This is a genomic window from Streptomyces cyaneofuscatus (genome assembly GCF_000718135.1).
Taxonomy (GTDB): Bacteria; Actinomycetota; Actinomycetes; order Streptomycetales; family Streptomycetaceae; genus Streptomyces; species Streptomyces cyaneofuscatus.
Window position 1 is genome coordinate 142,183 of the sequence record NZ_JOEM01000008.1, and the last position, 12,405, is coordinate 154,587.

General features: G+C 70.8%; 2 protein-coding genes. Both read right to left on the bottom strand.

Annotated features, from left to right (window positions below; genetic code table 11):
- Nucleotides 1–10: 10 nt before the first annotated feature.
- Nucleotides 11–10,819, bottom strand: coding sequence for a non-ribosomal peptide synthetase (locus IF17_RS0115235; protein ID WP_030566147.1), 10,809 nt, complete (start codon nt 10,817–10,819; stop codon nt 11–13).
- A gap of 343 nt (nt 10,820–11,162) precedes the next feature.
- Nucleotides 11,163–12,341, bottom strand: a complete 1,179-nt coding sequence (locus tag IF17_RS0115240) for an acyl-CoA dehydrogenase family protein (protein ID WP_030566149.1) — start codon at nt 12,339–12,341, stop codon at nt 11,163–11,165.
- Nucleotides 12,342–12,405: the final 64 nt, after the last annotated feature.

Below are 12,405 nucleotides of genomic sequence, written 5' to 3' on the forward strand. Positions count from 1 at the left end.
AAGGCCGCGATCAGATCGCGAGCGCGGTCAGCTCGGCGATGCGGACGCGTAGCCGCTCCAGTTCGCCGCCCGGCGCCGTCGGCGGTTCCTGGACCTCGGCGTGCACAGCCTCCGGCTCCACGGCCGTGGGGAGGATGACGTCGTCGTCGCCCAGAACGATGCCCCGGTTGTTGAGCGCGGGACTGAACTTCATCAGCGTCAGCCTGCTGACCGGCGCTGCGCACAGCCGTTCGATCGCCGCCGTCAGCTCGTCCGGCTGGATGAGCGGCGCCTGCGCTCCGACCACCGCGCCCCGCTCTCCCTCGGCGGGTGCGTTGTTGAAGCAGTAGCCCAGGTTCAGGACCTTGCCGGCAGCGCCGTACCGGCGTTGCACCGTCAGTGCGAACGAGTCGAGGAACGTGCAGGCGGCCGCGTAGTTCGCCTGCTTGATGGCCTTGAGGTAGGAGTTGATCGAGGACAGGAACAGGGCGAAATCGAGCGAGTCACCGCCGAACACCTGCATGCACCGCACGCTCGCGTCGACCTTGGAGCGCAGCACGTCCTCGAACTGTGCCTCGCTCATCCGGTCCAGGCTCGCCCCCGAGAACACGAGGCCCGAGTGGATGACACCGTGCACCGCGCCGAACCGTCGTACGATCTCGTCCTTCGCCGCGCGCAGGGACGCCAGGTCGGTGGCGTCGCACCGCAGGTACAGCGGCGCGGGCCCGTCCGCGCCGGTCGCCTGAGCGATGGCGGATTCGACTCGCGCGTCCTGCCGCCTGCGTCCGAGCCACACCACCTGGGCGTGGTACCGGCGGATCAGGTACTCGCTGATGACCGTGCCGAGGGCGCCGGCCCCGCCGATGATGACGTACGTTCCGCCCTGCCGCAGCCGGGACGACGCCGGCGAGGCCGGCTGAACCGTCATCAGCCGCTGCCCGTGCCACCGGCCGTCGCGGTGGATACGCAGGTCGCCGTCCGGGTCGGCAGCCAGATCGAGCACCGCGGCGAGGGAAGGCGCGTCGTAGTCCTCGACGTCCGCCACCCGCACCCGCCAGTTCGGGTACTCCTTCGCAGCCGACCCCGCCAGACCGGCGACACCGGCGTGCGCCGGGTCGACGACCTCGGCCTCATGGACGGCGTGCGCCCGCTCGGTGATCAGGGTCAGGCCCAAGGAACGAGCGCCGTACCCTGCGGCCAGAAGGGCTTTCACCGTACGGAAGGCGTGCAGCGAACCGCCGGCCTGGCCCTCGACGACGCTCGCACCTGACTCGTCGTCCACAGCGCTGGGCGCCACCCAGACCAGATGGTCGAGCTCCGGGACCGACCGGAGGGACGCCTCCAGGTCGTCGTACGTACTCCGCGACGGGTCCGCGACCACGTGCGCACCGGGAAAGCGCGCGGTGAGAACGTCCCGCGCCTGCCCTGGGGGCGCGATGATGCCCACGGATGCGGAAGTCTGCGGCCACGTCGCGGATTCCGTCCGCTGAGCGGATTCCGAATGCTGAGCGGAGTCCATCTGCTGAAGGGGATCCCACACCGGCACCAGCGTGGCGACGCCGTCCGTCGGGTCCGGCGTCCGCTCGGTCCGACGGCCCGCGATGCCTCGCAGCCGCAGGCACACCGTGCCGTCGTCGGTCGCGAGGTCGATGTCAATCCGGTCCGCGCCGCGCGCGTCTTCGACGCGGCGTACAAGGGCCCACATGGCGGTCGCGCCGGGGGCGAGGACTTCGGCCGACTTGATGCTGAACACCAGCCCGACCCGATCGTCGCCGTCGCCGTCGAGCAGTCGCATGCACTGCATCGCGGAGTCCACCAGCGCCGGGTGCGGGGCGGGCCCGTCCATGGTTCCCGACGCCGTGCCGGGCAGCCGCAGTTCGGCGAGTACCGCGTCGTCGCTACGATGCACCGCCACGACCCCCTGGAACGTGGGGCCGTAGGCGATGCCGCGATCCCGCCACTCGGCGTAGAACCGCTGGGGATCGAACGCGGTGGGCCGGAAATCCCGGAGCAGCGCGGGCAGATCGAGCGCCCGCGCGGCCGTCGGCTCCGTGGCGGAGACCTCGCCTTGGCAGTGGAGTACGGGCTCGGCTCCGGCGGACTCCGTGGAGGACACCGTGAACCGGGTGAGGTCGCCGTCCGCGCGGAGATCCACCCGCAGTGCGCGCGGCGCCCCCGACACCGACAGGGGCCGCAGGAAGACGATGTCGTGCAGGCGGACCGCGTCGCTCGCGGTCCGCCTCGCCGCTGCCGCGGCCCACTGCAGATACATGGCCCCCGGGACGATCCCGGCGCCCTGCACCTGATGTTCCCGCAGGTAGAACTCGTCGCCGGTGAGGACTCCCCCATCGCGCCGCGGGCCGTCGTCCGCCGCCGGGCGGACCGGCAGCGCATAGCGCTCCCCCTCGAAGGGGTAGCCGGGCAGCGGAACACGGCGGTAGCGGCTGTCGCGGAACAGCTCGGTGAAATCCGGTGCCTCACCATCGAGGAACTGCTGGGCGAGTGCCTGCGACCTGGAGTCCGCGCTCCGCTGCGGAATGTCCTGCCCGGAGAGCCAGGTGGCGCACCGGCTCTCCAGTTCCGCGATGTCCCGGACCACCGTCGCCCATCGGTGCCGCAGGTGTCTGCGGCCGAGCAGAAGGGTGTGGCTCACGTCGCCGGCATCGAGGGCCGGGTGCTCGCGGCAGTGGCGCGCGAGCCGGGCCACCTGTTCACGCAGGGCGTGCTCCGTCGCCGCCGACAGCGCGATCAACCGGGCCGCCCCGTCCTGCCCGCTCCGCGGCGGCGTGGGCGGCTTGGACGGCTGCTCGATGACAGCGTGGGCGTTGGTTCCGCTCGCGCCGAGCGACGTGACCGCGGCGCGCCGCTTGCCGCCTTCGGGCACGGCCCACCGCCTCGGCTCCGTGTGGACGAAGAACGGGCTGCCGGCCAGCGTGACACTGGAGTTCGTCGTGGTGTGGTGGGGCAGACCGGGGATCACCTCGTGCCTCATCGCCAGCAGTGTCTTGATGACGCCGATCACGCCGGCCGCGGCCTGCGCGTGACCGATGGAGGCCTTGGTCGAGCCGAGCGAGCAGAACCCCTCGGCGTCCGTGAAGCCGCGGAACGCGCGATCGAGTGCCCGGAATTCCACCGGATCACCGAGCTTGGTCCCGGTGCCGTGTGCCTCGACCAGCCCGATCCCCGCGGGGTCGATGGCGAAGTCCTGGTAGATCTGGCGGATCAGCCGTTCCTGCGAGGTCCCGTTCGGCGCGGCGATCCCGTTCGTCGTGCCGTTGTGGTTGATCCCGATTCCACGGATCACGCCGTGGATGTGGTCGCCGTCCGCCTCGGCGTCCGAGAGCCGTTTGAGGATCAGCGCACCGACCCCCTCGGCGGGCACGAAACCGTCGGCCGCCTGGTCGAACGCACGGCACCGGCCCGTCGGGGAGAGCATCCCGGCCCGCGACGCCGCCAGATACAGCCGCGGCGAGTTCTGGACGTAGACCCCGCCCGCGATCGCCGTGGTGACCTCGCCCGCCCAGAGCGCCTGACACGCCAGGTAGAGGGAGACCAACGAGCTGGAGCAGGCGGTGTCGACCGCGATCGCCGGCCCGTGCAGGTCCAGGTAGTACGCGATCCGGGACGGCACGAGCGAGTTCATGTTGCCCCACAGCGCCTGGCCCGGGTAGTCGGACGGCCTTGTCAGATCCAGGTAGTCGCCCGCGGCGCAGCCCACGTAGATGCCGCACCGGTCGCGGTCGAGCGACTCGCCCGCGTGGCCCGCGTCCTCGAGCGCCCGCCACGCTTCCTGGAGGAACAGCCGCTGCTGCGGCTCCATGTAGAGGGCCTCCGCACCGGAGATCCCGAAGAAGAGCGGGTCGAACTCGTCGACGCCGTCCAGGAGACCGCCGTCCAGGCAGGCGCTGCCCAGCGACGCGAGGTCCCAGCGGTCCACCTTCGAGACGGCGTCCCGGCCGGAGGCCAGCAGGTCCCAGAACTCGTCGGTGTCCCGGGCGCCCGGGAACCGGCCGCTCATCCCGACGATCGCGACGGGCTCCCGCCCACCGCCCGACGGCCCGGGTACGGCGGACGGCCTGGTCACGCCGGACGGCTCAGGTACGGCGGACGCCTCGGATACGGCAGATACCTCACGTACCGCTGACGGCACGGTTACAGCAGACACCTCGCGTACCGCTGACGGCACGGTTACGGCGGACGCCTCGAGCACCTCGAACGGCCCGGGTACGGCGACCGTGATGGCGGCGCCTTCCTCGTCGACGATGAAACGCGTCAGCCGCCTGATCGACGGGTTCTCGAACAGCACGCTCGGATCGAGGTCGGTGCTCAGCGACTCGTTGAGCCGCTGCACCAGGGAGACGCCGGTGAGCGAGTCCAGTCCGTAGTCGGCGAAGGGCTTGTCGGCCGCGAGCTCATCCGCGGTCAGCTTCAGCGTTTCGGCGAGGATCCGCTCGACGGTCGCGCGGACGTGCTCCTCGATCGAACCGGGCGAACCGAGCGATCCGGTCGCGGCAGGCCGCGGATCCCGGCGCGGGACGGGCGAGCCGGCGCGCGCCAGCAGTATCTGCTGGCCCAGGTCCCGGGCGGGCTCCGCCAGGAGCTCGACCGTGTCGAACCCGCACTCCCGCAGCACGTCGCGCCACGCGTCCGAGGACAGCGCCGGTCCACCCTCCATACGCCTTCCGTCCGTGAACCGCCACCACCCTTCGAGGAGCCCGAAGGTGAGGTGCGACCACCAGTCGTTCCGGGCCAGCTCGTTGAGTACGAGGACTCCGCCGGGCCGCAGCAGGGCTCGGGCATGACGTACCGCCCGCACGATGTCCTGGGTGGCGTGCAGGACGTTGTTGGCGATGACGATGTCGTAGTGTCCCGGGACGAGTCCCTGTGCGCCGGGCTCCCGCTCCACGTCGAAGGTCGAGAAGGACACGTACGGCACGTGGCCGGCGAACCGCCGCTCCGCGTCGATCAGGAACGCCTTCGAGATGTCCGTATAGCGGTACTCGGCGAGGTCGCGGCCCGTCAGCCGGGCGAAAACGCGCTCGCTGGTGCTGCCGGTGCCCGCTCCGATCTCCAGCAGCCGGACCCCGTCGCGGCGGGCGTCCACCTCCGCGCGCACCGCGCCGGCCGTCACGTCGTTGAAGTAGTCGGCCGTCGCGTTCCCCCGGTACGCCGGTTCGACCAGCTCGAACGAGCCGCCCGGGAACATGACCGCCGTGGCCTTCGTCCGCCCGGCAAGGATCGCGGGCAAGGCCTCGATCATGCGCTCGGTCAGGCCGGTCTTGGCCGCCAGCTCCGGATCTCCGGCACGGGGGCCCTTCCACGCACGCCAGGCGCGCCACGCCTGTTCGAGGCCCGGCGCACCTTTCCTGGGCGCCACGAAGGCACCCTCACGCACGAGCTCCCCGTGGCTCAGCAGCACGGTCACCGTATGGTCGAGCCACTGGGCGAAGGACGGCGTGATCCGCTGCCCGATCAGGTCGCGACGGACGGGCGCGTCGAAGAGTCCCGCCGCCACGAGCTGTGCGAGCACGAGCGGGCGCGAGAGGCTGTCCAGCTCGTCCGTGGCGGACATGCGACCGGACAGGAACGTCTCGACGCTCGCAGGCCGGGCCGCCGCCACGAGCAACGCTTCCGCGTCGAGCGGGTCGGTGGCCCGAGGCACCGGCACCGCCTCGGCAGCCGGCCAGTACCGTTTCGCGGCGAACGGATACGCCGGCAGGCTCACCCGCACCGGCGGACGCCCGCCGTGGCAGGCGTGCCAGTCGACGTCGATGCCGTTGACCCACAGGGGCGCGATCTTCTCCCACTCCCCGCGTTCGAGCCACCCGGCGACCAGGTCCCGGAGCTCGCCGGGGCGGTCGAAGAGGCCGAGCAGCTGGTCCTCAGGCCGTCGGGCCGTCCCTTCGAACACCGTTCCGCGCGTCCCGCGCCCGACGTAGTCCTGAAGGGTGGCGATCAGCCCGTCGACGTCGTTGACGACGAAGAGCACGCGTTCGGCCATCGCCCGCCGTCCGACCTGGAGCGTGTACGCGAGCGACGCCAGGTCGCCGTGCGCGTCCCGGTATCCCGGCAGGAACTCCAGAAGCTGCCGCGCGAGGACGCCGAGCCGCTCCCCGTCGCGGGCCGAGAGGACCACCGCCTGGGGGCCGGGGCGTACGGCGGCCCGCGCACCGGCCGGTGCCTGTTCCAGTACCGCGTGCACATTGGTGCCGCCGATCCCGAAGGAGCTCAGTCCCGCCCGCGCGGGCCCGTCGCCGTCCAGCGGCAGATTCCGGTCGGCCACGAAGAACGGTGACTCGTCCCAGTCGATCTCCGGGCTCGGCACGTCGCTGTGCAGGGTCCGCGGCACCTCTCCGTGCTGCAAGGACAGGGCCACCTTGATGAGGCCGGCGATGCCCGCGGCCGCGTCCAGGTGGCCGATGTTGCTCTTGACCGAGCCGATGCCGCAGTACTGGCTGCGTGCCGTGGAGTGGCGGTACGCCTCGGTCAGCGCCGCGACTTCGATGGGATCGCCGAGCCTCGTGCCCGTGCCGTGCGCTTCGACGTAGCTGATCGTCGACGGGTCCGTGCCCGCCTTGTCCAGCGCCTTGCGGATCACCTCCGCCTGACCGCGCACACTTGGCGCGTAGAACCCCGCTTTGTCGCCGCCGTCGTTGTTCACCGCGATGCCGCGGATCAGGCAGTAGATGTGATCGCCGGCGGCGATCGCCTCACCGGCGCGCTTGAGGACGACCACGCCGACACCTTCACCGCCGGACATGCCGTCGGCGCCGTCGGCGAACGCGCGGCTGCGCCCGTCGCTCGAGAAGTTCAGGCCCGGCTGGTGCACATATCCCAGTTCCCCGGCGGAGAACAGGCTGGCCGCGCCGACGATCGCCTGGTCCACGTCACCGGCCAGGAGTCCCTGACAGGCGACGTGCACCGCGCTCAGAGCGGAGGAGCAGTTGGTGTTCACCGCCATGCTGGGGCCACGCAGGCCCAGCTTTGTGGAGATCATGGTGGGCACCGTGCCGCCTTGGGCGAACAGCCATGCGGCGTACGTCTCGGAGCTCGCCAGCACCCGTGGGCCCGACGCGTTCGCCATCAGGGCCGGGAGCAGGGCCTGGTAGAAGTTGGTGCTCGTGGACGTGGTGACGCTGGTCCCGGGGACATCCTCCGGGCGGTAACCGGCGTCCTCCAGCGCCTGCCACGCGTGCTGCAGCAGCAGGCGCGCCTGCGGGTCCATGAACTCGGCGTCGCGGGGGGAGATGTCGAAGAACGCCGCGTCGAACTCCGCCCTGCCGTCCACGACCGACCGCTGCGGCACGTATCCGGGCCGGGTGATCAGCTCCTCCGGCACTCCGAGCGCGCGCAGTTCCTCGGCCGACCAGGACGTGGAGCCGCTGCGTCCTTCCACGAGCGCGGACCAGAAGGCGCGGTGGTCCATGGCTCCGGGGAACCGGCAGGAGATGCCGATCACCGCGATCGCGTCATCGGGTGCGGCGGCGTCGGCCGCCGGAGCGGCCGGGCGCGGATCAGGTTGCCGCTCGGGCCCGGCCTCGACCGGCTGCGCCGCAGATGCCTGCCCGGCAGGTGCCTCCCCGGCAGGCAGCAGCCCCGTCAGGTGCCGGGTCATCGCCGCGACGGACGGGTGCGCGAAAACGCTGGTGGGCCGCAACGAGCAGCCGAAATCGCGGTTGATCCGCTCCACCGCTTCGATGGCCGCGAACGAGTCTCCGCCGATGTCGAAGAAGCCCGCGCCACGGTCGATGTCACGCGAGCCGAGCACCTCTTCGAAGATCCCGCGCACGGTCCGCTCGATGTCGAGCGCGGCCACCGGGCTGCCGTCGGCCGGGCTGTCGGCCACCGGACTACCGGCGGCCCGGAGCGGCACCGTCCGGGCGGCCTCGGTGAGCTTCGCCCGGTCGACCTTGCCGTGCGCCGTGAGCGGGAAGGCGTCCAGGGCCACGAATGCGGCGGGGAGCATGTAGGCGGGGAGGGTCTTGGCGAGTTCCGCGCGCAGCAGCGCGGCGTCGACCGGCGCGTCCCCGTTCCCGGTGTAGTAGGCCGTGAGCCGGTCGGACAGGCCGCCCTGTTCGAGCAGGACGACGCTCCGGCCGATCTCCGGGTGGGCATCGAGCACCACCTCGATCTCACCGGGTTCGATGCGGTGGCCGCGCAGTTTGACCTGGTTGTCCATCCGGCCCAGGACGACGATCTCGCCGTTCGGCAGCCGGCGCGCGCGGTCACCGGTCCGGTACAGCCGTCCGGGCGCGAACGGGTTGTCCAGGAAGCGCTCGGCCGTCAGCTCCGGCTTCCGGTGGTAGCCCAGGGCGACCCCGTCGCCCGCGATGTGCAGCTCGCCGGTCACGCCGACCGGCAGGGGGCTCAAGTGCTGGTCGAGGACGTACAGCTGGGTGTTGGCGATGGGGCTGCCGATGGTCACCGGCTCCTCACGGCGCAGCCGCTTGGCCGCCGACCAGATGGTCGTCTCCGTGGGCCCGTACAGGTTCCAGGCCTCGCCGCGCGCCACGAGTTGGTCCTTCAGGCCGTCGGGTAACGCCTCGCCGCCGCACAACACCTTGACGCCCTCGGTGTTCTGCCACCCGACGCGCATCAGCATGGCCCAGGTCGCCGGCGTGGCCTGCATGATGGTGGGCCGCCAGTCGGCGACCTTCTCGGCCAGCAACGTGGCATCTGCGGCCGTGGCCGAATCGGCGATATGGACCTGCCCGCCGGTGATCAGCGGGAGGTAGAGCTCCAGGGCGGCGATGTCGAAGCTGTGTGTGGTGAGGGCCAACAGCCGGTCGTCGGACGTCACGTGCAGCGTGTCGGCCATGGCCAGCAGGAAATTGGTCAGCGCCGTGTGCGGGACGACGACGCCCTTGGGCTGCCCCGTGCTGCCCGAGGTGTAGATGATGTAGGCGGCAGGAGGTGTCGTAGCTCCCGGGTCCGGCACATCGGCGGTCCTCTCCCCCGCCGCCGCTGCCCTTGCCTCGGCGGCCTGATCGTCCTGGCGGTCGGTCACGTACAGCCTCGTCCTCGGTGTCCCCACGGCGGCCAGCCTGTCCATCACCGCCTCATGGCAGATGACGAGCTGCGCGCCGCTGTCCTCGACCATGTAGGAGAGGCGTTCGGCCGGCAGCCGGCTGTCCAGGGGCAGGTACACCGCGCCGAGCCTCATGACGGCGAGGAGGGCCACGACAAGGTCGGGCGACCGTTCGTAGCAGACCCCGACGACGTCCCCGGGGCCGACGCCTTGGCGCGTCAGCGCCTGTGCCAGTGCCGAGCTGCGGTCCGCGAGTTCACGATAGGAGAGGGTCCGCTCCCCGCAGGAGACCGCCGGGGCGTCCGGGTGCGTCTCCGCCTGCTCCGCGAAGAGGTCCCAGCACGTCCGGTGCGCGGGGAAGTCGGTCTCAGTGCGGTTCCATGCCTCGATGACGAGGCGCCGTTCCTCGTCGTCGAGCAGGTTCAGCCTGCCTGTCGGCGACTGCCCGTCCGATTCGAGGATGCTGTCCACGAGGGTGGCGAAGTGTCCTGCCATGGCCGCGACGGCGTGGGCCGAGAAGGCGTCGGGATGGTACTTCCAGTTCACCAGGAACCCGTCACCGGGAGCCACGTCCACCGTGAGGTCGTACTCACCCAGCTGGTACAGCCCGTCCACGAGCTCGAAGTCGCTCTCACCGGTGGTGCGGGCCCGCTCGCCCAGGTATCCGGAGAGAGCGGAATCCTGGTAGTTGTACACGATCTGGTACAGAGGCAACCGCGGATTCACGCCCCGGGCACCGAGATCGCCCACGATCCGGTGGAACGGGTAGGTCCCGTGCTCGAGTACGTCGAGCACCGTGGACCGCACGCGCCGGGCGAACGACGTGAACTCCTCGGAGGCGTCCGGCCTGCTCCGGACGGGCAGCGTGTTGACGAAGCAGCCGACGATCGGGTCGAAGTGTTCCGTCGGGCGCCCGGCCACCGGCATCCCGATGACGAGGTCCTCGTTTCCGGTGTACCGGTGCAGCAGTGTCAGGAAGGCCGCCAGGAAGAAGATCCCCGGGCTGATCTCATGGGAAGCGGTGAAAGCCGCGATGGCGGCGGCCCGCTCTTCCGGTAACCGGCTGGTGTGCACCTCGCCCACATGAGGAGCGTCCGGCGGCAGAGCCGTCTGCGAGGGCAACCCTGTGAGGATGTCCGCGCCGGCGAGCTCCCGCACCCAGAACTCGCGGTCCTCCTCGGCACGTTCGTCTGCGAGTGCGTCCCGCTCCCACGCGACGAACTCACCGAATGAGGCGGAGCCCACCTCGATCGGCACGTCCCGCCCCTCGACCCGCGCCCGGTACGAGCTGAACAGCGTGTCGATGACGAGACGCCCCGACACCCCGTCGATCACGAGGTGATGAACGACCAGCAGCACGTACGCCTCGGACGCGGAGCGACGCAGGACGGCCAGCCTGGCCAAGGGACCACCGGCCAGGTCGAACGGCCGCCTGGCCCTTTCCTTCAAAAGGTCCAGCACCCGGCCGGACGGCACATCGGAGATGTCCACGTCCTCGACGGAGAAACCGTCCGCGTCTCCGTGGGACAGACGCGGCCCGTCACCCGTCTCGCGCACCGTGGCCGAGAGAAGCGGATGCCGTGACAGCGTGTCGCGGAATGCGGCCTGAAGCGCCGCGGTATCCGGGTCCGCGCACGAAAAGCACAGGGGAACGTTGTAGGCGTACGTCTCCGGCTCCATCTTGGCCAGTGCCCACAGGCCGCGCTGCCCCTCGGACAGTGGAGTGTCCACGCGTCGGCCGAGCTCGGCCAGTACCCCCGTCGTCGACACCTCGCCGTCCGCATACATGCGGGCGAGCGCGCGAAGGCTCATGACGGACCCCTTCCTGCCACGCCACCGAACGATTCGGGATGGTCCGACCGCTTCGCCGCGCTCACCAGCGCGTCGGCCAGGTCGTAGGACCGACCGTGGCGGGTACAGGCGCAATTGCGGACCGACCCGACATCGGCGGGGCACACCGGGGTGCCGCAGTGAGGACACGAGTCGGGGCGGGCGCGGATCCGGGCGAACACGCGGCCCCAGTCGGTGTCATGACAATCAGTATGGCCCGCGGACCGTTGCGTGTTCACACGTTTGTTCTGCTGTGGGGTACATCACTCCTACGTTTCGGCCGGCGTGGAATACGTGACGCGTCGCGCCACCGCGAGCCAGCGCCTCACCGCCGCACCCGAGGCATCCCCAGCCCGATCCAGGAGATGATCTCGCGCTGGATCTCGTTGTTGCCGCCGCCGAAGGTGAAGATGACCGCCGACCGGTAGCCGCGTTCCAGTTCGCCGTGGAGGACCGCGCCGGCGGAGCCCTCCTTCAGGGGGCCCGACGAGCCGACGATCTCCATCAGCCAGGCGTAGGCGTCGCGGCGGGCCTCGGAGCCGTAGACCTTGACCGCTGAGGCGTCCTGGGGGGTGAGGGTGGCGTTCTGGAGGGCGGAGACCATCTGCCAGTTGAGCAGTTTCATGGCGTCCAGGCGGGTGTGGGTGCGGGCGAGGCGGGTGCGGACCCAGGGGAGGTCGATGACGCGGCGGCCGTCGGTGAGCTTGGTGTCGGCGGCCCAGCGCTGGACGTTGTGCAGGGCGCGGACCGCCATGGTGCCGTGGGCGGCGAGGGTGACACGTTCGTGGTTGAGCTGGTTGGTGATGAGCCGCCAGCCCTTGTTCTCCTCGCCCACGCGGTGGGTGAGGGGGACGCGCACGTTCTCGTAGTAGCTGGCCGTGGTGTCGTGCGAGGCGAGCGTGTTGATCAGGGTGCAGGAGTAGCCGGGATCGCTCGTGGGGACCAGGAGCATGGTGATGCCCTTGTGCGGCGGGGCCTCGGGGTCGGTGCGGACGGCGAGCCAGACCCAGTCGGCGGTGTCGCCATTGGTGGTCCAGATCTTCTGGCCGTTCACGATGTACGCGTCCCCGTCGCGGACCGCGCGGGTCTTGAGGGCGGCGAGGTCCGTGCCGGCGTCCGGCTCGCTGTAGCCGATCGCGAAGTCGATCTCCCCGGCGAGGATCTTCGGCAGGAAGTACGTCTTCTGCTCGTCGGAGCCGAACTGCATGATCGTGGGCCCGACGGTGTTCAGCGCCATCAGCGGCAGCGGCACGCCCGCCTGGGCCGCCTCGTCGAAGAAGATGAACTGCTCGATCGGGGTGAGCCCCCGGCCGCCGTACTCCTTCGGCCAGCCCACGCCCAGCCAGCCGTCGGCGCCGAGCCGGCGGACCGTCTCGCGGTAGAAGCGCTTCTGGGCGGCGGGTTCCGCGTAGCGGGCGTAGGCGTTGTCGGGGACCAGGGCGGCGAAGTAGGTACGGAGTTCGGTGCGCAACTGCTCTTGCTCAGGCGTGTATTCGAGGTGCACGGCCCCTCCAGAGTCTCGCGTCTGCGTCGCCCGTGTGCGGCGGCGCACACAGTAGAACGTGTTG

What these genes read in the sequence shown, in the direction of transcription:
- IF17_RS0115235 (WP_030566147.1), bottom strand. Translation starts at nt 10,819, where the DNA reads ATGAGCCTTCGCGCGCTCGCCCGCATGTATGCGGACGGCGAGGTGTCG.